The organism is Antrihabitans stalactiti (genome assembly GCF_012932915.1).
In the GTDB taxonomy this organism is placed as follows: domain Bacteria; phylum Actinomycetota; class Actinomycetes; order Mycobacteriales; family Mycobacteriaceae; genus Antrihabitans; species Antrihabitans stalactiti.
The window spans coordinates 873,410-896,369 of sequence record NZ_VCQU01000001.1 but is presented as its reverse complement, the minus strand read 5'-3'; the positions used below and the strand labels follow the sequence as shown (position 1 = coordinate 896,369).

Genomic DNA, 22,960 nt, shown 5'->3' with positions numbered 1-22,960 from the left:
GTGAGTCAATTCTGCGAGCGAGCGCTGACGCGGCGCTTAACCGTCGGTTAGCCCCATCGGGAACAATGGCTGTGTGACGAACCAAGCACCAACACGCGTCCTGCTGCTCGGCAGCACGGGGTCCATCGGGACTCAGGCGCTAGAGGTCATCGCCGCCAACCCGGACAAATTCAGCGTCGTGGGCCTGGCGGCGGGAGGCGGCAAGGCCGACCTGCTGGCCGAACAGATCGCGGCGACCGGGGTACGCAACGTCGCCATCGCCGATGAGGCGGTCGGGGAGCGACTCGGTGTGCCGCTGTCGGGCCCAGGTGCTGTGACCGAGTTGGTCCGGAGCACCGAAGCCGACGTCGTACTGAACGCGTTGGTCGGTTCGCTCGGACTCGAACCGACGTTGGCTGCGCTCGAATCGGGGACGCGACTCGCGTTGGCCAACAAGGAGTCACTCGTTGCGGGCGGGTCATTGGTCACCCGTGCGGCGGCGCCCGGCCAGATCGTTCCGGTCGATTCCGAGCATTCGGCGCTCGCCCAGTGTTTGCGCGGTGGTTCGGCAGGCGAAGTCGCGCGACTGATCCTGACCGCGTCCGGCGGACCGTTCCGCGGCTGGACCGCGGAAGCCCTCGAAGCGGTGACGCCGGAGCAGGCTGGAGCCCATCCGACGTGGTCGATGGGCCCGATGAACACGCTGAATTCGGCGACGCTGGTGAACAAAGGCCTCGAACTCATCGAGACTCATTTGCTGTTCGGTATCCCGTACGACCGCATCGACGTCACCGTCCACCCGCAGTCGATCGTTCATTCGATGGTCACGTTCACCGACGGCTCGACGCTGGCGCAGGCGAGTCCGCCCGATATGAAGCTTCCGATCGGACTTGCGTTGGGCTGGCCGGATCGGATTCCCGGGGTTGCGGCTGCCTGTGATTTCGGCATGGCCTCGACCTGGGAATTCGAGCCGCTCGACAGCACAGTTTTTCCAGCAGTCGATCTCGCACGCGAAGCCGGAACTCGCGGGGGCTGCCTGACGGCGGTGTACAACGCGGCCAACGAAATCGCCGCCGAAGCGTTCCTCGACGGGGTGATTCGCTTCCCTGCGATTGTCCGGACGGTAGCTGCCGTTCTCGCCGCGGCGGACGAATGGTCGGCGGAACCGGCTACCTTGGACGACGTACTCGCAGCCGACAGCTGGGCGCGCCAGCACGCGCGAGAACTTGTGAAGCAGGAGGACTAGAGCCGGATGGTGTTCGTTTTCGGGGTCGTGCTTTTTGCGATCGGTATTGCCGCGTCGATCGCTCTGCACGAATGCGGGCACATGTGGGCAGCTCAACGTCTGGGCATGAAGGTGCGCCGCTACTTCGTCGGATTCGGGCCGAAGGTGTTCTCCGTACGACGTGGGGAGACCGAGTACGGGCTCAAGGCGATCCCTCTCGGCGGGTTCTGCGACATCGCGGGGATGACGGCTCTCGAAGAGTTGGAGCCTGACGAGATCGACCGTGCGATGTACCGGCAGAAGGCGTGGAAGCGCATCGTCGTGATGATTTCCGGCATCGGCATGAACTTCATCGTCGGCTTCGTCTTGATCTTCGTTCTCGCAGTCGGGTGGGGCTTGCCGGATCTGTCGCCGTCGGACAACGCGGTGGTCGGCAGCGTCGGTTGTGTTGCGCCGCAAGACAAAGACGGCAAGTTGGCAGAATGCACAGGTGAAGGTCCGGCGCAGCTTGCCGGCATTCGAGCGGGCGACGAGATCGTCGCCGTCAACGACAAGTCGGTCAGTTCCTTCGCCGACCTCATCGACATCACACGAAAGCTCTCCGGCCCGGCCACCTTCACGGTGAAGCGCGACGGCGAGCGGCTGAGCTTCACGGTCACCGTGCAGCAGGTGGCTCGGCTCGTGCAGAAGGAGGGCGACGCCGAACCGCACCTCGAATCGGTGGCGGCCATCGGCGTGAGTCGCCAAGAGGTGAAGATCGAGCCCTACAGCGTGCTCGGCGCGATTCCGGCCTCTTTCAGTTTCACCGGGGACATGTTCGCCAAGACGATTCAAGGTCTGGCGCAGATGCCGAGCAAGGTGGTCGATCTGTGGCATGCGGTCACTGGTGGAGAGCGTGACATCGACACCCCGATCAGCGTCGTCGGCGCGAGTGCGATCGGCGGTCAGGTCGCCGAGCGCGGGTATTGGGACACGTTCATTCTCCTGCTCGCCAGCCTCAACTTCTTCCTCGGCGCGTTCAACTTGCTGCCGTTGCTGCCGCTCGACGGCGGGCACATGGCGGTCACGATCTACGAGAAGATCCGCAACAGCCTGCGATCACGGCGCGGACTTGCCGCTGGACCGCCCGTCGACTACCTCAAGTTGCTGCCGATCACCTATGTGGTTGTTGTCATAGGTGGCGCATACATGCTGCTCACGCTGACGGCGGACATCATCAATCCGATCAAGCTCTTTCCGTGACGATAGAATCGCGGTCATGACCAGCACAGTTGGATTGGGTATGCCTGCGCCGCCGGCTGCCGTCCTCGCACCGCGACGCAAGACGCGCCAATTGCAGGTCGGTTCGGTAGGTGTCGGCAGCGATTTCCCGGTTTCCGTGCAGTCGATGACCACGACCAAGACTCACGACATCAACGCCACGCTGCAGCAGATCGCCGAACTCACTGCGAGCGGCTGCGACATCGTCCGGGTGGCCTGCCCGCGTCAAGAGGACGCGGACGCGCTGGCAGTTATCGCCAAGAAGAGCCAAATCCCAGTCATCGCCGACATTCATTTCCAGCCCCGCTACATCTTCGCTGCCATCGATGCGGGCTGCGCGGCGGTCCGCGTGAACCCCGGAAACATCAAGGAGTTCGACGGCCGCGTCGGCGAGGTCGCCAAGGCTGCGGGTGCCGCCGGCATTCCGATCCGGATCGGCGTCAACGCGGGCTCGCTCGATCCGCGCCTGATGCAGAAGTACGGCAAAGCAACTCCGGAAGCGCTCGTCGAGTCGGCGCTCTGGGAAGCGGGGTTGTTCGAAGAGCACGGTTTCGGCGACATCAAGATCTCGGTGAAGCACAACGACCCGGTGATCATGGTCGAGGCGTATCGCCAGCTCGCGGCGCGGTGCGATTACCCGCTGCACCTGGGCGTGACCGAGGCGGGTCCGGCCTTCCAGGGAACCATCAAGTCTGCCGTCGCGTTCGGCGCATTGTTGGCGGAGGGAATCGGCGACACGATTCGCGTGTCCCTCTCGGCCCCGCCCGCCGAAGAAGTCAAGGTCGGCGCCCAGATCCTGCAATCGCTCAACCTGCGGCCGCGGAAGCTGGAAATCGTGTCGTGCCCGTCCTGCGGTCGCGCGCAGGTCGACGTCTACACCTTGGCGAACGAGGTCAGCGCTGGGTTGGAAGGCATGGAGATCCCGCTGCGCGTCGCGGTGATGGGCTGTGTCGTCAACGGTCCAGGCGAAGCACGCGAGGCCGACCTCGGCGTTGCCTCGGGCAACGGCAAGGGCCAGATCTTCGTGAAGGGCAAGGTGATCAAGACCGTGCCGGAAGCGATGATCGTCGAGACGCTGATCGAAGAGGCGATGCGGATTGCCGAGGAGTGGGACGACGCTGAAACCTCCGGCGCGCCGTCGGTGACTGTTTCATAATTCTTCCGCTAATGGCCCTTTTCATGGCACGCTGATGACGTGCTGAAACTGCTCGGTGCAAAGCCGCTGGGCATCCGCGACGAAGCTCAGGTCCTTCGGGTGCTGGACGCTGATGCGATCGCGTCATGCATGGTCGCCGCGCGCGTCCAAGAATTCGGACTGAGTCCCGGTGCATTTCCCGGTGAGCTGTGGAGCCGCGGCGGACCGTCCGAGTCCCTGTGTTACAGCGGCGCCAACCTGGTTCCGTTGCGCGGCAACGCCGATGACCTGCGCGCATTCGCCGAGCGGGCGAGCCGCGGTTCCCGGACCTGCTCATCGATAGTCGGGCGCCGTGAGCTGGCGCTTCCACTGTGGGATCTCCTGTCCAACGATTGGGGCCCGCCGCGCGAGCTCCGTTCCGAGCAGCCGTTGCTCTCGCTGCGGCATCCGTCGCTCATCCACCCGGACCCGCTTGTTCGACTGGCGACGATGTCCGAACTCGACAGCTACCTGACCGCGGCGATTGCGATGTTCATCGAGGAAGTCGGTGTCGATCCGCGGACCGGCGATGGTGGCGGCGGGTACCGGCGACGCGTTGCGAACCTCATCTCGACCGGCCGCACCTGGGCGCGGTTCGAAGACGGCCAGGTCGTGTTCAAAGCCGAGGTCGGCGCGCTGTCTCGCACGGTCGGCCAGATTCAGGGCGTATGGGTTCATCCCGACCGTCGCGGTCACGGAATCGGCGCCGCCGGCACAGCGGCGGTCGCGAATCTGATCGTCGCATCGGGACGAACGGCCAGTTTGTACGTCAACGACTACAACATCGCTGCTCGGCGTGCGTACGAGCGAGTCGGATTCCGGCAGGTCGCGACGTTTTCTACGGTGTTGCTGGACTGACCGCTCACCGGTCGGCCCTGCCTCCACAGCTTGACCGCTCCGCCGAATTATCATGGCGGCGATGAACATCCGTAGTTTGCGCACGTCACCCGGTGCCCGAGGCCTGGTGTGCGGCACGGTTGTCCTGTTGACCTTCGGATTGTCGTCGTGCACACCCAAGCCCGCCGGTCCGTCGCCGGCTGCCGAGGCCTTCGTCGAGGCGTTCGCCAAGAAGGACATCGCGCGTGCCGCGAAGGCAACCGACGAGCCCCAAGATGCACAGATCGCGCTCGCCCGGACCTGGCAAGACCTGCAAGCCGAGTCGATGACGGCATCGACCGGCTCGGCCCGCATCGACGGCGATACTGCGGTGGTCGAATACACCTACGAGTGGCAGCTGCCGAAGAACCGCGTCTGGACCTACTCGGGCACTCTGTTGATGGGTCGCCGAAACGGTGACTGGACGGTCCGGTGGACATCGGCCGACATTCACCCGAAGCTCAGCGAGACCCAAACCATGTCACTGCGCGCGACGCCTGCACCGCGAGCGCGAGTGAACGAACATTCGGGCTCCGACGTGCTGGTTCCCGGCACGGTCCACCGCATCAGCATCGATGCGTCGAAGACGGGCAACATCGTCGCGGTCGCGAATTCGCTCGCCGGCGCGCTGAGCAGGTTCGACCCGACGATCACCGCACAGTCCATCGTCGAATCGGCGACGGCCGCAAAAGGCGACTACCGCGTCGCGACCCTGAAGCAGGAAGATTTCGACACGGTCGAGCTGGTGTTGTCGACGATGCCCGGCGTCACCAGTCACGACGAGGCGGACCTGGTATCCACCGACCGCAGTTTCGCCCCGGACCTGATCAGCCAGGTCAAGAAGACGATCATCGACGACGTCGACGGCAAAGCCGGATGGAGTGTCGTCACGGTCAACCCGGATGGCGTCGACACCGGTGTGCTCACGGAGACGAAGCCGCAGCCGTCGGCGTCGTTCACGATCAGCCTGGACCGACCGATCCAAGAGGCGGCGCAGGCGGCTGTCAACGTCAGCGCTGATCAGGCGATGATGGTCGTCATTCAGCCGTCGACCGGCGCGATTCTTGCTGTGGCACAGAACAAGGCCGCCGACCGCGACGGTCCGGTGGCGACGACAGGTCTCTACCCGCCTGGCTCGACGTTCAAGATCATCACCGCTGCTGCCGCCATCGACGGCGGGCTTGCGACGCCGGATTCGTCGGTGCCGTGTCCAGGTCGCATCGAGATCGGCGATCGCAGCATCCCCAACTACAACGAATTCTCCCTGGGCACAGTGCCGATGGCGACCGCGTTCGCGCGATCCTGCAACACCTCGTTCGCCAAGCTCGCGAGTGAGATGGCGCCGAATGCACTCAACGTCGCCGCGTCGGAACTCGGGATCGGCCCGGACTACACAGTCGTCGGGCTGCCCACGGATTCAGGCTCGGTCCCGCCCGCCACCGAACTCGTGCAACGAACCGAGGACGGCTTCGGCCAGGGCAAGGTCGTGGTCAGCCCGTTCGGAATGGCCCTCGCCGCAGCGACAGTGGCTCGCGGATCGACGCCCGTGCCCCAGCTCATCAACGGATTCGACACCAAGATCGAAGGCGATCGTCCGCCGATCAAACCGCCGATGATCGACGGCTTGCGCGACATGATGCGACTCGTCGTCACGAGCGGTACCGCAACCCGCATCGCCGACCAAGGCGAGATCTACGGCAAAACGGGGGAGGCCGAAGTCGAGGGCGGTTCGCACGCGTGGTTCGTGGGCTACCGCGGCGACATCGCGTTCGCGACCCTCGTCGTGCGCGGCGGCAGCTCCGACAACGCGGTCGCGGTGACCCGGGACATGTTCGCCGCGTTGCCGGACGGCTACTGAATCACTGGAATATCGGCGGTAATTCGGTCCATCAGCGCGGGGTAGAGGTTCATTCCCTTGTGCGGTCCGGGCTTGCCGCTGCTGATGAGGCCGCCGGACAGGCCACGTTCGGGGTCGGCCCAGACGGCGATGTCGAGTAGTCCGAGATGGCCGAACGATCGGCCTGCGCCGCGACCGAACGGACCGAACCTGGTGGAGCCGAGCATGTAGCCCACACCCCAGCGCAGCGGCATGAGACCGGTTGCGAAGTCCGGGCGCAGGCGGGTCTGGGGCGTCAGCGCATTGCTCAAGGTTTCCGGCTTCAGCACGCGGACCCCGTCGAGTTCGCCACCACGACAAAGGATTTCGGCGAACCTCGACAACTCGAACGCCGTCGAGACCGTGTTCGACGAGGGGAGCACACCGGTCAGGAATCGGGGATCGTTCGTGATCGGGATGATGTCCTCGAGGGTGCCGCCGAGTGTCTTCCGCATCGCCGCTTCGATCGGTCGCGGAAACGGACGACCGGTCACGTAACTCAACGCCACCTTCGAAACATCTTGCGGCGCAACGCCATAGTTTGTCCACTGAAAACCGAGCGGACCGAGGATCTCGGCGGCGAGCAGGTCACGAATGTTTTTGCCCGTGGCGGCGTGGATGATCTCTCGGGTCAGCGGTCCCCACGTCGCGGCGTGGTAGGTGTGGAACCTGCCCGGCTTGTAGACCGGCTTCAGTGCGTACAGCGCGTCGAGGGTGAACTCGCTGTCGTCGATGCGATCGAGGTCGAGCGCGCTCGCGGGGAGGAATGGCACGCCTGCGCTGTGGGTGAGGACGTGGCGGATGGTCGTGCGGTCCTTGCCGTGGGTCGTGTAGCCCGGCAAGTAGTCGCACACCCGGTCTTCGAGCGACAGCGTGCCGCGCTCGACCAGCATGTGGAACAACGTCGTCGTGATCGCCTTTGCCGCCGAGTACACGCAGTACGGGGTGTCAGGAGTGGCGACGACCTTCTCGGCGTCAGGCGAATCGGTCGGAGCGTTGCCTGTCGAGTGCCCGATCGACCGGTTGAGAACGACACTGCCGTTGTGCCGCAGGCACAACTGGATCGCGGGATGAGCGCCCGCGCTGTACCAGGTGCGGACCGCGTCCCAGATTCGTTCGACGTCGACCCCCTGCGATGTGTCCTCGGCACCGACCGTGGTGACAGCGTCGAGATCGGCAGGGACCGTGACCATCCGGACTGGCTGCTTCGGCATGCCCGCCATCCTGTCACTGTGTCGGCGGCTGCCTTCGCAAGGTCGCGGCGAGGTGATGCTGCAACGGCTGGCCGACTGCCCCCATCTGGACCTGGTAGGTCAGCTCGTCGCCGCTGATCGTGAACGAACGGGCAAGCGCGGTTACCTCCTTGGCGGTCGAGCTGCGGCCGATCGACGTGGTCTGCAGCTCGATATGCAACGTCCCGTCCGTCTCGGTGACGGTGCCTTCCTCGATTTCCGTGATTCCCGTCGGATGCGCGAGGACGAGTTCGACCCGTCCAGCTGTGGGAACTCGCAGGTAGCCGGTCTCGGCGTGTAGCGGTCGACCGTCGTCGGCGGCCTTCGTGCGCTGGCCGTACGCGAGGAACGGCTTGCCGACGTGCCCGAACGTGATGGTCTCGAGGTAGCCGAACGACTCGATCGTCGGATATTCGCCAGCCCCCTCACCCGCCCACGAGCCGAGCAGTGGGGCTAGCGCGATGAGGTTCGGATGCAATTCGGTCACGCGGTGAGCCTATGGCCTCTTAGCCGGCAGCAACACGCGATACCTAGGGGTGAACAACACCCACCCTGAGGGCGTGCACCCCACCCCTGTGGCACCTATTTCGGGGGACCCGAATCGACAAGATTGGAGTCAACAAGAAAAGCAGTCAAGACGGAGGAACCACGATGACCACCACCACGATCCAGACGCAAACGGCAGCATCTTTCATCACCACCCTGACCGATGCTTCCGACATCGCACTGCCGGTCGAGCTGGAGCTGTGGACCAACCGCCTCGCCCGCCTGCTCATGAGCCTCGGCGCACGCGAAGGCGCTCCTGTCGCGATGGTGCTCACGGCCTCTGTCGAGTCGCTCGTTTCCCGCAGCGCGATCACCAAGACCGGCGCCACGGTCGTCCACGGCGACTCCGTTGCTGGTCAGACGATCAAGGTCGGCGTCACCACCAAGTCGCACCGCCCGGCGCTGTCGAACGACATCGACTGGCTGCTGCTGGACGACCTGTCGACCGTTCGCCGCTACATGACCTCGTCCGACGCGCCGGTCACCGCGGTCGAGCGCGCACAGGCCGCCTGACCAGCTTCAAGATTCAGGAGCTCACGATGCCCGACACTGTTGCGCAGTCGGCAGTCGCGTCGTTCATGTCGACGTTGACCGACGCGTCCGCTGTGCGCGTACCTGCCGAGCTCGACCGCTGGTCCAACCGCCTCGCCCACCTGCTGATCAGCCTCGGGGCAACCCACGGCACGGCGGTCGCTGTGGCGCTGACGCCGTCGGTCGAGTCGATCGTTGCTCGGACGGCGATTTCGAAGGCCGGCGCGAAGGCCGTCGCCTCCGAACAAGGCGTCGAGCCTGGTGCAGCAGCGCCGATCGTCGCCGGAATGACGACAAAAGCCCAGCGTGCGGGACTCTCCGACGCGATCGATTGGCTGATCCTCGACGACGTGGTCACTGTCCGTCGCTATATGACAATGCCGGACGTCGCACCTTAGGGGTGAACAACACCCACCCTCAGGGCGCTCCACCCACCTCTTGGGCACCTAGTTCTCACCGCTCGTTTCGACAAGATTGGAGTCAACAAAGAAACGACGGAGGAACTTCGATGACCACCACCACGATCCAGACCCAGACCACCTTCGACCTCGCCGCTGCTGACGTTGCACTACCGCTCGAGCTGGAGCTGTGGTCCAACCGCCTCGCCCGCCTGCTCATGAGCCTCGGTGCCCGCGACGGTGCTTCGGTCGCCATGGCCCTCGCGGTATCCGTCGAGTCGGTCGTGGCCCGCGCCGCGATCACGAAGATCGGCGCCATCGTGGTCCAAGGCGATGCGGCCGCCGACGCACCGATCAAGATCGGCGTCACCACCAAGGCGCGGCGCGCGACGCTCTCGAATGACGTCGACTGGCTGCTGCTCGACGATCTGTCGACCGTTCGCCGCTACATGACCACCTCGGACGCCCCGGTCACGATCAACGAGCTCGCACCGGCTGCTTGACAGCGGGCGGCACCTCGCGCCGCTGATATTCCGCGAATGCTCCGGCAGGGTTTCCTGCCGGAGCTCGTCGCGCGCGCGTAGCGTTTGAACCCATCCGCTTCCGCTCATCGTTGACCTCGGTACCTACCCAATCGAGTGCTCTCGCAATGCGAGTAAGGGAAATTCAATGCATCAGGGCTCGGCTCCATTTCCTCTCTCGGCCGCGCAGCGCGGAATCTGGTTCGCTCAGCATTTCGCAGGCAGCGCGCCGATTTCCATCGCGCAGTACGTCGAGCTGAACGGCGTGTTGGACGTCGGGCTGCTCAACGAGTGCAGCCGGATCGCCGGACGTGAATTCGGAACGGGCTTCCTGCGTTTGATCGAAATCGACGACCTGCCTTTCCAAGTCGTCGATACGACGCAGGACGAAGAGGTCGTCGAGATCGACCTACGGACCGAGCAGGACCCCGAGGCAGCCGCGCACGAATGGATGCGCGAGGAGTACAGCGCACCGCTGGACCTGATCGCTGACCGCCTCGTCAACGTCGCGCTGCTGCGCGTCGGCGACGACCGCTATTTCTGGTACACGCGCATTCATCACATCGTGCTCGACGGGTTCGGTGCGGTCACGCTGATCAACCGGATCTCGGATCTGTACAACGCCGTCGTGGAAGGGCGAGAGCCAGAGGCGTCGAAGGCCGACGATCTCGTGAAGATCGTCGACGCGGACTCGGCGTATCGGTCGTCGGATCGGTTCAAGGCCGACGGTGAGTACTGGCGTGAGCATCTGGCCGGGATGGCGGATGCGGTGAGCCTCGCTGGACGGACCGCAGAGGTCGATGCGCACCCACGGCTCGTGACGGGGTCGTTGCCCGCTGAGACCGCGGAGTTGTTGGACGTGGTTGCGAAGGCACAGAACTCGAGCATCGCGCCGATTGTCGTTGCGGCGTTCGGCGCGTATCTGGGCCGGATGGCCAGTGCCGACGAGGTGCTGTTGAGCCTCCCTGTGTCGGCGCGAACGACGGCAGTGATGCGTCGGTCGGGCGGCATGCTGGCGAACGTCGTGCCGCTGCGGCTGCAGTTGGGCCAGCTGACCGTGGGGGAGCTCATTCTCAAAGCGCAGTCCGAGTTGACGGGCGCTTTGCGTCGGCAGCGGTATCGGCAGGAAGACATCGTCCGCGATCTCGGGTGGGCGATGGACGAGGCGGCGTCGTTCGGTCCGTCGGTGAACCTGATGATGGTCGACACTCGGCTGAACTTCGGCTCGGTCACCGGCAGATTGCACGTTCTCACTTCGGGTTTGATCGACGACCTGTTCATCAATCTGTACCCCGGCATGGGCGGCGAGAGCACCCACATCGATTTCCAGGCCAACCCGAACCTGTACACCCGCGATGAATTGCAAGCCCAGCACAGCCGCTTCGTCGCGTTCCTGCACACGTTCCTCGCCGCCGGCGTCGATGCCGCGCTCGCATCGCTCGACGTACTGACCGACGACGAACGGGCGATGCTCCTCCCGGTCCGCGGACCTGCAAGTGAGCAAGCACGAACGCTGCCCGACTTGTTGGCCCGTGGTGTCGCGGTGGATCCCGACCATGTTGCCGTGCGATGGAATGCGGAGTCGCTGACGTATCGCGAGCTCGACGAGTTGTCGAATCGGTTGGGTCGCAAGTTGATCGGCTTGGGTGCAGGTCCGGGTTCGACGGTGGCGGTGGCGATCGGTCGGTCGTTGGAGTCGGTGGTCGCGACGTGGGGTGTGGTGAAGTCTGGGGCGGCGTTCGTGCCGGTGGATCCCACGTATCCGGCGGACCGTATCGAGCACATGGTGTCCGACAGCGGTGCGGTTGTGGGGCTGACGGTTTCGGCATCGCGGGAAGGGCTGCCGAACAACGTCGAGTGGATCATTCTCGATGCCGTCGAAGGCTTCTCGGCGGCGGCGATCACCGATGCCGAGCGGCTCGAGCCGATTCGGCTCGACGACGCGGCGTACATGATCTATACGTCCGGGTCGACGGGGTTGCCGAAGGGCGTGGTCGTCGCCCACCGCGGTCTGGCGAACATGGTTGCCAGCGGTGCCGAGGCGTTGCAGGTGAGCGCGGCGTCGGTTGTGGCGCATGCGGTATCGCCGAGCTTCGACACTTCGATCGAAGAGTTGTTCATGACGTTCGTGGCGGGTGCGACGCTGGCCGTCGTGCCGCCGGGACTGTACGGCGGTGACGACCTCGCCGACGTCCTGTCAGCACACCGCGTGAGCGTGCTGGAAGGAACCCCGTCGGTTGTCGCGACGCTGGATCCGCAGCGCGTCCCCGACCTGCAGTCCGTGGTCGTCGGTGGTGACGCGTGTCCGCCGGACCTGGTGACGAAGTGGACGGGTAAGCGGCTGCTCAACAGCTACGGTCCGACGGAAGCGACTGTGGCAGCCACCTTTACACCTCCGATGGTGCCGGGTGGTCGGGTGTCGATCGGCAGCCTCGTTCGTGGTCACGAGGGGTTGGTGCTGGACGGTCAGTTGCGGCCGGTGCCGATCGGTGCGGTCGGAGAGTTGTATTTGGCGGGGCCCGGTTTGGCTCGCGGGTATCACAATCGGTTTGCGCAGACGGCGGATCGGTTCGTGGCCAATCCGTTCGGTGCGCCTGGTGCGCGGATGTATCGGTCCGGCGACTTGGTCCGCTGGAACCGTGGCGACGACGAATTGTGGTTGGAGTTTCTGGGTCGCAGCGATTTCCAGGTCAAGGTCCGGGGATACCGGATCGAGTTGGGTGAGATCGACGCAGCCTTGCAGGCGCACGACGACGTCGACTTCGCGATCACCATCGGCGTCAAGACTCCCGCCGGCGCCACGGCACTCGCGGCGTATGTCGTGGGAACGCTCGACGCGGCGATCGTTCCCGACCAACTCAAATCGTTCGTCGGCGAGTTCCTGCCCGCCTACATGGTGCCCGCGTCGATCATGGTGCTCGACGCGGTTCCGCTCACCCCGGTCGGCAAAGTCGACCGTAAAGCGTTGCCTGCACCCGACTTCGGCTCACGATCGACCGTCGGGCGAGCGCCGACGAACGCGCGCGAGGAGGTGTTGGAGCGGTTGTTCGCGGACGTGCTGGGGTTGGAATCGGTGGGGGTCGACGAGAGCTTCTTCGCCCTCGGTGGCGACAGCATCGTCTCGATTCAGCTGGTCGCGCGGGCGAAGGCTGCCGGTCTGGCATTCTCGGCCCGGGATGTGTTCGAGCGCAAGACGATTGCCGGTCTCGCGGCGGTGGCGACCGTAGTGGATGCGGCACAAGCGCTTGTGGAGTTGCCGGGCGGTGGCGTGGGCGAGGTGCCCATTACGCCGGTGATCGCGGCGATGGTCGAGACGGCCGGATCCTTCGACCGCTTCAGTCAGTCGGTGTTGCTGCCGTTGCCGCCTGGTGTGGACGAGGCGAATCTCGCCGGTGCGGTGCAGGCCCTGCTCGATCGGCACGACATGCTGCGGTCGCGGCTGGTGACCGACGCCGACGGTGGTTGGCAGATCGTCGTCGATCCGCCGAGGACCATCGATGCGGCAACACTGCTCGATCATGTCGTCGGCCCTATCGACGAATTCTCGGTCGAGCGGGAGTTGCAGCGCGCCGCGGACCTGCTGAATCCGCACGCGGGCGCGGTCGCGCGATTCGTGTGGCTTGACTCCGTCGGCGCCGACGGACTCTTGTGGATGGTGTTGCATCACCTGGTGGTCGACGGTGTGTCTTGGCGAATCCTGTTGCCAGACTTCGCGACCGCATGGACGCAGATCGTCGGCGGCCAAGAGCCCTCGTTGGCGCCGGTCGCAACGTCGTTCCGGCGCTGGGCGCACGGGCAGCGCGACACCGCGCAACTTCTCATGCGCACAGCGGAACTCCCTGCGTGGCAGGCGATTCTGGCCACGGAGGATCCGATCCTCGGCGAGCGGGCGATCGATCCGGTGGTCGACGTGTATTCGACGATGCAGCACATCGAGACGACGATTCCTGCGAACGTCGCAGGCGTTCTGCTGACCCAGGTGCCGGAGCGCTTTCACTGTGGTGCCGACGACGCATTGCTGACGGCGCTCGCGATGGCTGTGACGCGGTGGCGTTACAACCGCGGAATTCACAGCACGTCAACGCTTCTGACGCTCGAAGGGCATGGTCGCGAAGAGAACGTTGTCCCCGGCGCCGACATCGCTCGGACGGTCGGCTGGTTCACCAGCGTGTATCCGATCGCGCTGGACCTCTCAGCCATCTACCTCGACGATGCGTTTGCCGGCGGTCCGTCGGCGGGTGCGTCGATCAAGGCGATCAAGGAGCAGTTGCGCTCGGTCCCGGACCGTGGTGTCGGCTACGGAATGCTGCGCTACCTCGACGCTGAGGCCGGATCGCTCCTCGCGGCAGGTCCCACACCGCAGATCAGCTTCAACTACCTGGGCCGCTCGGGAACCGGAGGCTCCGACGGACCGTTCGTCCCGCGCAGATTCGCCTCGACGCAGGACCCGCAGATGGCTCTGCCTGCGGTGATCGACATCAACGCGATCACCGAGGACACCGGCGACGGCGCGCGAATCGCGGTCACGTGGGCTTATGCGTCGAAGATCATCGATGCCGAAGACGTCGCTGAACTCGCTGAATTGTGGGGCGAGGCGTTGGCCGCACTCGCCGAGCACGCGCAGACCGAGTCTGCAGGCGGACGCTCGCCGTCGGATTTCGGTCTGATCGATGCGACGCAGGCGCAGATCGAGTTGTGGGAGGCCAAGTACCCCACCATGATCGACGCCTGGCCGCTCTCGCCGCTGCAGTTCGGCCTGTTGTTCCATGCGCTCTACGACACCGACACCGCCGACGGTTACACGGTCCAGGCAACCCTGACCCTCGAAGGTGCCGTCGATGCGCAGCGCCTGCGAAAGGCCGGGCAGGGCTTGGTCGTCCGGCACGAGAACTTGCGCGTGGCGTTCGTCGAGACCGTCGACGGACCGCGCCAGATCGTGCTGCCCGAAGCCGAATTGCCCTGGACTGAGGTTGATCTCACGACGATCGCGGACGAAGACGAACGCGCACTCGAGCTGGAACGGGTCGTCGCCGCCGACGCGAGCACTCGTTTCGATCTCACGCAGCCACCGTTGCTGCGCTTCACATTCATCCGCACCGGCGCCGATACGTTCAAGTTGTTGCTCACCAATCACCATGTTGCGCTGGATGGTTGGTCGACACCGCTGCTGGTCAAAGAGTTGTTGACGCTGTACGTGACCTCGGGTGACATGTCCGTACTGCCGCCCGCACGGTCCTACAAGGAGTTCCTGGCGTGGCTGAACGACCAGGATTTGGCTGCGTCGAAAGCGGCGTGGGCGGAGGCGTTGTCCGGAATCGATGCACCGACCCGCGCAGTCCCGAGCCTGGCCGATATCGAGTCGACGGAAACCGGTCAGGTCGAGACCGAGCTTTCGATGGACACGGCTGCGGCACTGACCGACCTGGGCAAATCACTTGGCGTCACAGTCAATACGGCGGTCCAGGCGGCGTGGGCGTTGCTGCTTGCCATGTTGACCGGTCGGACCGATGTGGTGTTCGGTGGGACGGTCTCGGGTCGGCCGCCGCAGCTGGCGGGTGTCGAGGACATGGTCGGGTTGTTCATCAACACCGTTCCCGTTCGGGTGCAGTTGAACCCGGCCGAGACGGTGACCGAGTTGCTGGTGCGGATTCAGTCGAACCAGGCGACGATGCTGGACCATCAGCACATCGGGTTGGCCGATATCCACCAGGCCGTCGGTTTGCCCGAATTGTTCGACACTCTCACGGTTTTCGAGTCGTACCCGATCGACACTGATGCGCTTGCGGCGACGATGGACATCGCCGGGATGCGGATCGTTGCGATCGAAGGCACGGACGCGACGCCGTATCCGTTGAACCTCATGGTGATTCCCGAAAATTCGGGCACCCTGCGGATCGCGCTGAAGTACATCGCCGACGAAACGGGCCGTACAGCAGCCACGGTGCTGCTCGACCGGTTCGTCAACATGCTGACGCAGATCGCCGAAAACCCCACGGCGCGAGTGGCGTCGCTGCAGTCCTGCGATGCGGCCGAGCGGAGTGAATTGCTTCCGGTGGTCGGGCCGCCGTCGATCGACTTCGTCACCATGCCGGAGATCTTCGCCAACGCTGCTCGCATCGATCCCGATGCTGTCGCGGCGATTTCGGGTGACACGGCGCTGACGTTCCGCGAGCTGGACCGCTGGTCCAACCGGCTCGCCCGCGTGCTGCTGCGCCGCGGCGTCGGCCCGGACCGGTTCGTTGCGCTTGCGTTGACGCGGTCCATGGAATCGGTGGTCGGTATCTGGGCGGTCGCCAAAACCGGAGCGGCCTTCGCACCGATGGATCCCAATCATCCGCCGGAGCGCATCGAACATATGGTGACCGATTCGCAGGCGACGATCGGCATCACCACCACAGCATTGGGGCAGAGCCTGCCCGGCTCGATCGACTGGCTGTTGCTCGACGACATGAACACGATCCGTCGTGTCATGACGATCTCCGATGCGCCGATCACGGACGCGGAACGCGGCGCAACGATCCACGTCGACCAGACCGCGTACCTGATCTACACGTCCGGCTCGACGGGCAAGCCGAAGGCGGTGCTGTTGACGCACCGTGGTCTGGCGAATCTGACCGAGGCGCAACGGGAATCGCTCGCACTGACCGCGTCGTCGCGCGTCCTGCAGGTCGCCTCGCCGAGCTTCGACGCGTCGGTGTTCGAGCTGCTGTGCGCACATGGTTCCGGTGCACGGGTCGTCATCGCGCCGCCGGAGGTATACGGCGGCCCCGACCTCGAGAATCTCTTGCGGACCGAGGGCGTGACGCACGCTGTCATCACACCGTCGGCGTTGGCCACGATGGACCCTGCCGGCCTCGACGACCTGCAGACCCTCGCGGTTGCAGGCGAAGCATCTGGGCCGGAGCTGGTCGAGCGCTGGTCGCCCGGCCGGTCACTGGTGAACCTGTACGGACCGACCGAATTCAGTATCTGGGCCACCGGGTCGGGCAAGATGGCCGCCGGCCAGGTCGTCACGATCGGCGGACCGATCCGTGGCGCATCGCTGATGGTGCTCGACTCGTGGTTGCGTCCGGTCCCGAGGGGAGTGTCTGGCGAGCTGTACCTCGCCGGACCAGGTCTTTCCCGCGGCTACTTCAACCGCATGGAGATGACCTCGACCAGGTTCATCGCGAATCCGTACGGTGCGCCGGGGGAGCGGATGTATCGGACCGGCGACATGGTGCGCTGGGCACCCGATGCGCTCGAGTTGGAATACATGGGCCGCAGCGACTTCCAGGTCAAGATTCGCGGTCTGCGGATCGAGCTCGGCGAAATCGATGCCGTGCTATCGCGTGACGACGAGGTCGAGTATGCGGCGACGATCGGTCGGGCGGGTCCGGCGGGGTCGACCGTACTGGTGTCGTATGTGCTCCCTGCACAGGGGATCACGCTGGATACCGAGCGCTTGCGGGAGCGGATCGCGACGACGTTGCCCGGCTACATGGTGCCTGGCTTCATCGTCGTACTCGATGACATTCCGCTGACCCCCGTCGGCAAGCTGGACCGGAAAGCGTTGCCAGTGCCGGACTTTGCGGCCACGAGTCGCAAGTACCTCGCGCCGCGCACCGACGTCGAGCGTGCGGTGGCAAACGTGATCGCCGAGGTGCTCGAGGTCGAGCGGGTCAGTATCGACGCGTCGTTCTTCGATCTCGGCGGTAACTCGTTGATCGCGACGCGGGTGATCGCCCGGATCAATGCCGCATTGGGTTCGTCGGTGACGCTGCGTGACCTGTTCGACGCTCCGACGACGGCGCTGCTCGCGATGCGAATCTCCACCGGTGGCGGCACCGAACGCCAGGTGCTGATGGCTCGCGAGCGGCCGGACCGAGTGCTCTTGTCGTTTGCGCAGCAACGGATGTGGATCATCAATCAGCTCGATCCCGGCTCTGCCACGTACAACATCACTGCGGCGCTTCGCTTGACGGGACCGCTGGACGTCGCTGCGTTGCAGACCGCGGTCGCCGATGTGATCGAGCGGCACGAGACGCTGCGGACGGTCTACCCGTCCGACGACGCCGGTCCGGTCCAGCAGATCGTGGCTGCAAGCGGATCGACTCCGGACCTGATGCCTGACATCATCACCGACCTGGGCGAATTGAGCGCTGCGGTCCGCCAGGTGGCGGGGACCGGGTTCGACATCACCCGTGAAACGCCGTTGCGGGCGAGGCTGTTCCAGGTGGCCCCACAGGTGCACGTCGTGGTGTTGGTCGTGCATCACATCAGCGCCGACGGCACGTCGATGACGCCGTTGGCACGCGATCTCGTCAGCGCGTACGCGGCGCGGGCCGCGGGCGTGGCACCGTTCTGGGATCCGCTCGAGGTGCAGTACGCGGACTTCGCGTTGTGGCAGCGGGAGGTCCTCGGCGAGGAATCAGATCCGGAATCGTTGTCGGCCAAGCAGATCGACTTCTGGAAGACGAACCTGGCCGACCTGCCGGACCAGCTCGAGTTGCCGATCGACAAGCCGCGGCCTGCGGTGCAGTCGGCACACAGCGTGGACCTGCCGTTCGCTATCGATGCGGGCACCCATGCCCGCGTGGTCGAGCGGGCACGAGCCGAGAACGTCAGCGTGTTCATGGTGGTGCACGCCGCGCTCGCAATACTTCTCGCGCGAATCGGCTCGACTCAGGACGTCACGATCGGCACACCTATCGCGGGTCGAGGTGAGCAGGTCCTCGACGATGTGGTCGGGATGTTCGTCAACACACTCGCCTTGCGAGCGCAGCTCGAGCCGGACATGACGTTCGCCGAGTTGCTCGACCAGGTCCGCACCAGGGATCTCGATGCGTTCGCGAACGCGGATGTGCCGTTCGAGCGGTTGGTGCAGGCGCTGAATCCGGTGCGGTCGACGGCGCACCACCCGATTTTCCAGGTGTCGTTGTCGTTGCAGAACTTCGCCGAGCCGGTGATCGATCTGGGTGGATTGACCGTCACCGTCGAAGATCTGCAACGGGATTCGTCGCAGTTCGATTTGTCGTTGACGTTGCGGGAGCGATTTGCGGCCGATGGGTCCGAGGGCGGGCTGGACGGTGAATTGACCTACGCGACAGACTTGTTCTCCCCCGACACAGCCCATCGCTTCGGCACGTGGTTCACCCGAATCCTGGAGGCGATCTGCACGAATCGGGAAATGCTGGTCGGCAGCGTCGATCTACTCGACGACATCGAACGAGCGGCCCTGGTGCCCGTCACCGGCAGCGCTGGCGTGGAGCCGATCACGCTTGCCGAGCTGTTCGGGGCTGCCGCACAGACTTACGCTGAACGGACGGCCGTCGTCGCCGGGTCGACAACGTTGACCTTCCGCGAACTCGACGAGCGATCCAACCAGCTTGCGCGGCTGCTGATCCAGGCAGGAGCAGGTCCGGAGTCGGTCGTTGCGCTTGCCCTCAAACGGTCGCTGCAACCGATCGTCGCGGTCTGGGCTGTCGCGAAGACCGGGGCTGCGTTCGTCCCGATCGACCCCAACCATCCGGCGGAGCGGATCGAACACATGCTCACCGATAGCGGTGCCACCGTCGGTGTGACGGTGGAGGTCGATCGACGCCGATTGCCGGACAACGTCTCCTGGCTCGTCGCCGACGACGACAGCGTCGTCGAGCGCATGGCGACGGTGTCTCCGGCACCGATTGCCGCGAGCGAACTACTCGGTGCAACTCGGCTCGACACCGCTGCGTACGTCATCTACACGTCGGGATCGACCGGGCTGCCTAAGGGTGTCGTCGTCACGCACCGCGGTATCGCGAATCTGGTTCGGGCACAGCGCGAAGGGATTCAGCTCGACGCCGAGTCGCGTGTGCTGCAGGTCGCGTCACCCAGCTTCGATGCATCGTTGTTCGAGATGACGATGGCATTCGGAGCGGGGGCGGCCCTGATCGTCTCGCCGGCAACCGTGTTCGGCGGTAGCGACCTGGCCGATCTCATCCGCGAGCACGCGGTCTCGCACGCGGTGATCACGCCGTCCGCGCTGTCGTCGATCGACCCTGCCGAGGTCGCGGGGCTCGCTGTTCTGGCCGTCGCCGGTGAAGCAGTCAGCCCGGACCTCGTCGGCCGGTGGGCCGATGGGCGTGCGCTGATCAACCTGTACGGCCCGACCGAGTTCACCATCTGGGCAACGGGTTCGACGCCACTGAAGAACGGTGCGCCGATCACCATCGGCGGACCGGTGACCGGCAGCGCTGCGCTCGTGCTCGACGAGCGGCTGCGGCCGGTCCCGATGGGCATCGCGGGTGAGCTGTATCTCGCCGGTCCGGCGTTGGCGCGTGGCTATCACCTCCGCCCGGACCTGACCGCGAGCCGCTTCGTGGCCAATCCCTTCGATCCGTCGCAGCGGATGTATCGCACCGGTGACGTCGTGCGCTGGACCCACGACTACACCCTGGACTACGTGGGCCGCAGCGACTTCCAGGTCAAGGTGCGCGGGCTGCGCATCGAGCTCGGCGAGATCGACGCCGCCCTGATGCGCGAGGACGACGTCGAATTCGCCACGACGCTCGGCGTCGACGGACCATCCGGCGCCACCGTGCTCGTCTCCTATGTCGTCCCGACCTCGGGCGCCACGATCGATCCGACCGGCTTGAAGGAGCGCCTTGCCGCCCAGTTGCCGAACTACATGGTGCCGACCGCGATCGTCGAGCTGGCTGCAATCCCGCTCACTGCGGTCGGCAAGCTGGACCGAAAGGCATTGCCAGCGCCGGTATTCGAGACGCGCGCGTTCCGTGCGCCCGAAACCGACGCCGAGCGTGCGCTGGTGGAGGTGTACGCGCAGGTGCTCGGGATTGCCGATGTCGGCGTCGACGATTCGTTCTTCGAGTTGGGCGGCGACAGCATCCTCGCGATCCAGCTGGTGTCGAGGGCGAAGGCGCGTGGCTTCCTGATCACGGCGGGCGATGTGTTCGAGCGACGGACCGTCGCGGGCCTGATCGAAGCGGCTGCCGCGAATCTCGCCGATGCGGTGCCGCCCCTGGATGAGATGCCCGGCGGCGGTGTCGGTGACATCCCGTTGACCCCGGTGATGGAGTACCTGCTTCGCCAGCCTGGCGGCAACAGCCGCTTCGCACAATCAGTGGTGCTGCGCTTGCCGGTCGGCATCGACCGCGACGGTGTCGTCGCCACCGTTGCGGCCGTCGTCGACCGGCACGACATGCTGCGGGCCAGGTTGACCGACGAGGAATCCGGGTTGCGGCTGGAAACCTTGCCGCCAGGCTCGGTCGATGTCGACAGCCTGGTGCATCGGGTCGAGGTCGACGCGACCATGTCGCCGGCCGAACTGACGACGATCGCGACGGCCGAACTGAATGCGGCGGTCGGACGGCTGCAGCCTGCCGACGGTGTTGTGCTGCAGTGCGTGTGGCTGGACCCGATCGGTCGATTGATCGTCGTCGTGCACCACGTCGCCGTCGACGGTGTGTCGTGGCGAATCCTGGTGCCGGACTTCGTGACAGCGTGGGCACACCGGACTGCAGGCCAACAGCCCGAGTTGGCTGCTAGCGGAACGTCGATGCGGACCTGGGCGCATGCGCTGCGTGAGCCGGAGCGAGTCCACGCGCGTGCCGAAGAAATGCCGCTGTGGCGCGACATCGTCGACGGGCCCGACCCGTTGCTGTCGACGCGCGCGTTCGACCCGGCCGTCGATGTGAAGTCGACGGTCCGGGAGATCCGCCTCGACGTCTCGGGCGAGATCACGAGGTCGCTGCTCACCGCGGTCCCTGCCGTGACGCGCGGCGGCGTCAACGACGGTCTCCTCGCGGCGCTCGCGGTCGCGGTGACGGCGTGGCGTGCGCGGCGAGGCGTCGACGAGCCATCCGCGTTGATTCGAATCGAGGGTCACGGTCGCGAAGAGGCCGCGGTGCCCGGGGCGAATTTGGACCGGACCGTCGGCTGGTTCACGACCGTGTTTCCTGCGCGCTTCGACCTGACGGGGATCGATACCGACGACGCGATGGCAGGCGGTCCAGCGATGGGTGCGGCGCTCGAGCTGGCTGGTCAGCGGCTCGCCGCGCTGCCGGACAAGGGCATCGGCTACGGCATGCTGCGCTACCTGAGCGAAGAGACGAAGGCCGAGCTGTCGGCACTTCCCGCAGGTCAGGTGAGCTTCAATTACCTCGGCCAGGTGTCCGGCGGCGACCTGCCACCTGAGGTCGCGACCTTGGGCTGGGTTCCTGCCGACGACCTGACTGATTTGGTCGCCGAGCCGGACCCCGACATGCCCGCCGCCGCGTCGATCGATATCAATGCGGCTGTCGCTGACGGTCGGCTCAATGCGACAGTCGGCTTCCCGGCGGGTTTGTTCGACCACGCCGACATAGAGGAGCTCGCACAGCTGTGGAAGTCCGCACTGGGCGCAGTCGCCCACTACGCAGAAACCGCAGAGCCTGAGCCGGAGCCGGACTCGGACGCCGCGATGTCGGACGCACTCATCGGAGTCGTCCTGCCGATCCGGCTGACAGGCAACGGCGCACCGCTGTTCTGCGTCCACCCCGCGTCCGGACTGTCGTGGTGCTACGCCGGATTCGCGCAATTGATAGAGCCGGGACGTCCCATTTACGGCCTCCAGGCGCCGGAACTCAGTGGTGGCGATGCCTTACGGTCGGTCGAGGCATACGCCGATCGATACGTCGCGGAGATGCGAACAGTGCAGCCGAAAGGCCCGTACAACGTGCTCGGCTGGTCGCTCGGCGGGTACATCGCACAAGCGATCGCGGTTCGACTGCGAGAGTTGGGCGAGGACGTCGACCTGCTGGCAGTGCTGGACGCGGACCTGGACAAGCGTGACGTCGACCTCGGCGCTCCGGTGACACCGGGTGAACTCGTATACGAATACGCGCCGATGTTCGGTGTGCAGGCCGAACGCATGGACCTCACGGCCGCGGAAGCTGCGAATATTCTCAGCCAGGCCCTGCCGGGAGCGGCATTCGTGGAAGCGGAGCACATCGAGCGGTTGACCGAGTGCTACAACGGATCTCGCGGGATGCTCGCCGGCTACGAACCGACGCATTTCGACGGTGACCTGGTCTTCTTCACACCGACGCAGGACAACGACGATCTCGCGTCGGCGTGTGCGAGCTGGCGGGGCTTTATCGGTGGCGAACTGGCGAACCACCTCGTCGACTCGACGCACGACCGAATGGCTGCCCCTGATGCCTTGCCCGAGATTGCTCGGGTCATCAATCAGTTCATCGGCAGCGCGCGGACCACGGCCTGACCCGACCTTGCCCCCACCCAGGGGTGAACAACCCACACCCTGAGGTTTGGGTGTCCACCTCTGGGGTTCCTGGTCGGCGGAGCCGATTTCGACAAGGGTGGA

At 65.3% G+C, this 22,960-nt stretch carries 11 protein-coding genes; 9 read left to right on the top strand and 2 right to left on the bottom strand.

Translation table 11 applies throughout. The features are described from left to right. The first annotated feature begins 73 nt into the window (after positions 1 to 73). The 5 genes from dxr (at position 74) to FGL95_RS04250 (ending at position 6,372) form a co-directional block, all read left to right on the top strand. A complete protein-coding gene (gene dxr / locus FGL95_RS04270; protein WP_169584919.1) occupies positions 74 to 1,225 on the top strand; it encodes a 1-deoxy-D-xylulose-5-phosphate reductoisomerase in 1,152 nt (383 codons plus the stop codon). Positions 1,226 to 1,231: 6 nt separating this feature from the next. Next, entirely contained in the window at positions 1,232 to 2,446 is a 1,215-nt protein-coding gene (locus FGL95_RS04265) for a M50 family metallopeptidase (RefSeq protein WP_169584918.1), read from the top strand. 16 nt (positions 2,447 to 2,462) lie between these two features. Next, the gene (ispG, locus tag FGL95_RS04260; RefSeq protein WP_169584917.1) at positions 2,463 to 3,620 is read left to right on the top strand and encodes a flavodoxin-dependent (E)-4-hydroxy-3-methylbut-2-enyl-diphosphate synthase; all 1,158 of its coding nucleotides are present in this window, start codon (positions 2,463 to 2,465) and stop codon (positions 3,618 to 3,620) included. A gap of 39 nt (positions 3,621 to 3,659) precedes the next feature. Continuing rightward, positions 3,660 to 4,496: a GNAT family N-acetyltransferase gene (locus FGL95_RS04255; RefSeq protein ID WP_169584916.1), complete on the top strand. Its 837-nt coding sequence runs from the start codon at positions 3,660 to 3,662 to the stop codon at positions 4,494 to 4,496. A 61-nt stretch (positions 4,497 to 4,557) separates the two neighbouring features. Next, entirely contained in the window at positions 4,558 to 6,372 is a 1,815-nt protein-coding gene (locus tag FGL95_RS04250) for a penicillin-binding transpeptidase domain-containing protein (protein WP_240962651.1), read from the top strand. On the opposite strand, the gene FGL95_RS04245 is transcribed toward FGL95_RS04250, so the two are convergent. Together FGL95_RS04245 and FGL95_RS04240 are read right to left on the bottom strand one after the other, a co-directional pair. Beyond that, positions 6,366 to 7,604 carry a serine hydrolase domain-containing protein gene (locus FGL95_RS04245; RefSeq protein WP_169584914.1) on the bottom strand — a complete coding sequence of 413 codons (1,239 nt, stop codon included), beginning with the start codon at positions 7,602 to 7,604 and terminating at the stop codon, positions 6,366 to 6,368. The two genes, FGL95_RS04250 and FGL95_RS04245, sit on opposite strands and share 7 nt — an antisense overlap. 13 nt (positions 7,605 to 7,617) lie before the next feature. After that, positions 7,618 to 8,109: a peroxynitrite isomerase gene (locus FGL95_RS04240; RefSeq protein ID WP_169584913.1), complete on the bottom strand. Its 492-nt coding sequence runs from the start codon at positions 8,107 to 8,109 to the stop codon at positions 7,618 to 7,620. A 164-nt stretch (positions 8,110 to 8,273) separates the two neighbouring features. Between FGL95_RS04240 and FGL95_RS04235 the strand changes: the two genes are divergently transcribed. From FGL95_RS04235 to FGL95_RS04220, 4 genes are all read left to right on the top strand, one after another. Beyond that, complete coding sequence (locus FGL95_RS04235) at positions 8,274 to 8,681, top strand: hypothetical protein (protein ID WP_169584912.1); 408 nt, start codon at positions 8,274 to 8,276, stop codon at positions 8,679 to 8,681. Between the two features lie 26 nt (positions 8,682 to 8,707). Then, complete coding sequence (locus FGL95_RS04230; protein WP_169584911.1) at positions 8,708 to 9,097, top strand: AMP-binding protein; 390 nt, start codon at positions 8,708 to 8,710, stop codon at positions 9,095 to 9,097. A 110-nt stretch (positions 9,098 to 9,207) separates the two neighbouring features. Continuing rightward, positions 9,208 to 9,600 carry a hypothetical protein gene (locus FGL95_RS04225; protein ID WP_169584910.1) on the top strand — a complete coding sequence of 131 codons (393 nt, stop codon included), beginning with the start codon at positions 9,208 to 9,210 and terminating at the stop codon, positions 9,598 to 9,600. Positions 9,601 to 9,766: 166 nt separating this feature from the next. Continuing rightward, positions 9,767 to 22,858: a non-ribosomal peptide synthetase gene (locus FGL95_RS04220; protein ID WP_169584909.1), complete on the top strand. Its 13,092-nt coding sequence runs from the start codon at positions 9,767 to 9,769 to the stop codon at positions 22,856 to 22,858. Positions 22,859 to 22,960 lie beyond the last annotated feature (102 nt).

Bases quoted from the DNA above. Each gene is read 5' to 3' on its own strand.
- FGL95_RS04245 (WP_169584914.1), bottom strand. From the start codon at position 7,604: ATGCCGAAGCAGCCAGTCCGGATGGTCACGGTCCCTGCCGATCTCGAC.
- FGL95_RS04230 (WP_169584911.1), top strand. From the start codon at position 8,708: ATGCCCGACACTGTTGCGCAGTCGGCAGTCGCGTCGTTCATGTCGACG.
- FGL95_RS04265 (WP_169584918.1), top strand. From the start codon at position 1,232: ATGGTGTTCGTTTTCGGGGTCGTGCTTTTTGCGATCGGTATTGCCGCG.
- FGL95_RS04235 (WP_169584912.1), top strand. From the start codon at position 8,274: ATGACCACCACCACGATCCAGACGCAAACGGCAGCATCTTTCATCACC.
- FGL95_RS04225 (WP_169584910.1), top strand. From the start codon at position 9,208: ATGACCACCACCACGATCCAGACCCAGACCACCTTCGACCTCGCCGCT.
- FGL95_RS04250 (WP_240962651.1), top strand. From the start codon at position 4,558: ATGAACATCCGTAGTTTGCGCACGTCACCCGGTGCCCGAGGCCTGGTG.
- FGL95_RS04220 (WP_169584909.1), top strand. From the start codon at position 9,767: ATGCATCAGGGCTCGGCTCCATTTCCTCTCTCGGCCGCGCAGCGCGGA.
- ispG (WP_169584917.1), top strand. From the start codon at position 2,463: ATGACCAGCACAGTTGGATTGGGTATGCCTGCGCCGCCGGCTGCCGTC.